General features: G+C 41.9%; 1 protein-coding gene and 1 pseudogene. One reads left to right on the forward strand and one right to left on the reverse strand.

Features of this window, described 5'->3' with window-relative positions:
• Positions 1–6: 6 nt before the first annotated feature.
• A complete protein-coding gene (locus A3757_RS24575) occupies positions 7–225 on the reverse strand; it encodes a hypothetical protein (protein WP_068514689.1) in 219 nt (72 codons plus the stop codon).
• Positions 226–477: 252 nt separating this feature from the next.
• Here A3757_RS24575 and A3757_RS24580 point away from each other — a divergent pair.
• Positions 478–1,102: pseudogene (locus A3757_RS24580) on the forward strand (glycerol-3-phosphate 1-O-acyltransferase); the annotation flags it as partial.

The raw sequence follows: 1,102 nt of genomic DNA on the forward strand, positions 1-1,102 counted from the left end.
AAATTTTTAGTAAGATTGGAAACTTGTATCATGGTTTACTCTGAATTGAATTAACTCTAGATTCATATTGTTATGATTAACATATTGACTCACGACAGACTCTTCTACAATGCGAGTCGACGGGTCTTCTCTGATCGTAAGGCCCGGCAGGAAAATATAGAGAGCGTACTCTTTAATTTCAAGTGTTTTCAGCAAAGCTTTCAAGGTAGTAATCTTTTGCCCCACAGATTTAACCTTGCGGTTACAAATATGTGAAAGACTTGAGATAAAGCAGCCACAGAGCTGTGATTTATGGCCGACAGCAAACAAGTGAATTTTGCCTTGAGGCAGGCTTGCCTATAAACTAGCCCACCAACATATACTGCTCGACAACTCGATTACATGATTCAGCCCATATACAGAAGTTAAGACGCTGAATGCTTGTAGTAGAGCAACCCGGTACTGCACATAATTGAACTAAACGGAGACCCTTAGTTTATGAGTCATTTTTTCGGATTAAGTTCTTTACTATTTAGCCTGCTAAGAAAAATTCTATTCTTGTGGGTTCGCGTTGAAGTAAAAGGTGCCGACACGGAAAGCCTTAAAATAGACCCGAACAAGCCGGTTTGTTATGTTTTACAATACAGCTCACTCTCTGCTCGTCTCGTCCTCGAAAACAGCTGCATTAAGTCTGGACTCCCTTCTGCCCAAGCACAACTCAAACTCAATGAAAACTCGGTTAGGCGCTCTTTTTTCTTCTTGTATGAACGTCAAGGAAACTGGTTTAAAAAACGCCAAACCCCTATGGTCACTAATCGGCTCAAACAAATCGTCAAGACCATTGCCGAGAGCAATAAAAATTCCGATATAGACCCATTGGACGTTCAACTTGTTCCGGTCACTTTATTTTGGGGTCGCTCCCCCGAAAAAGAAAAGTCATGGTTTAGATTACTTTTTTCTGACGGCTGGGCGGTATCCGGGCCTTTCAAAAAGCTCTTGATAATACTCCTTCACGGCCGTCGCAGCCTAGTACAATTCAATCAGCCACTTTCTGTGCAACAAATGCTCGAGGAAAGTAGGCAAGACGAGAAGATTTGTGCTCGAAAAGCCGCTCGTATTTTAC

The organism is Oleiphilus sp. HI0117 (assembly GCF_001635235.1).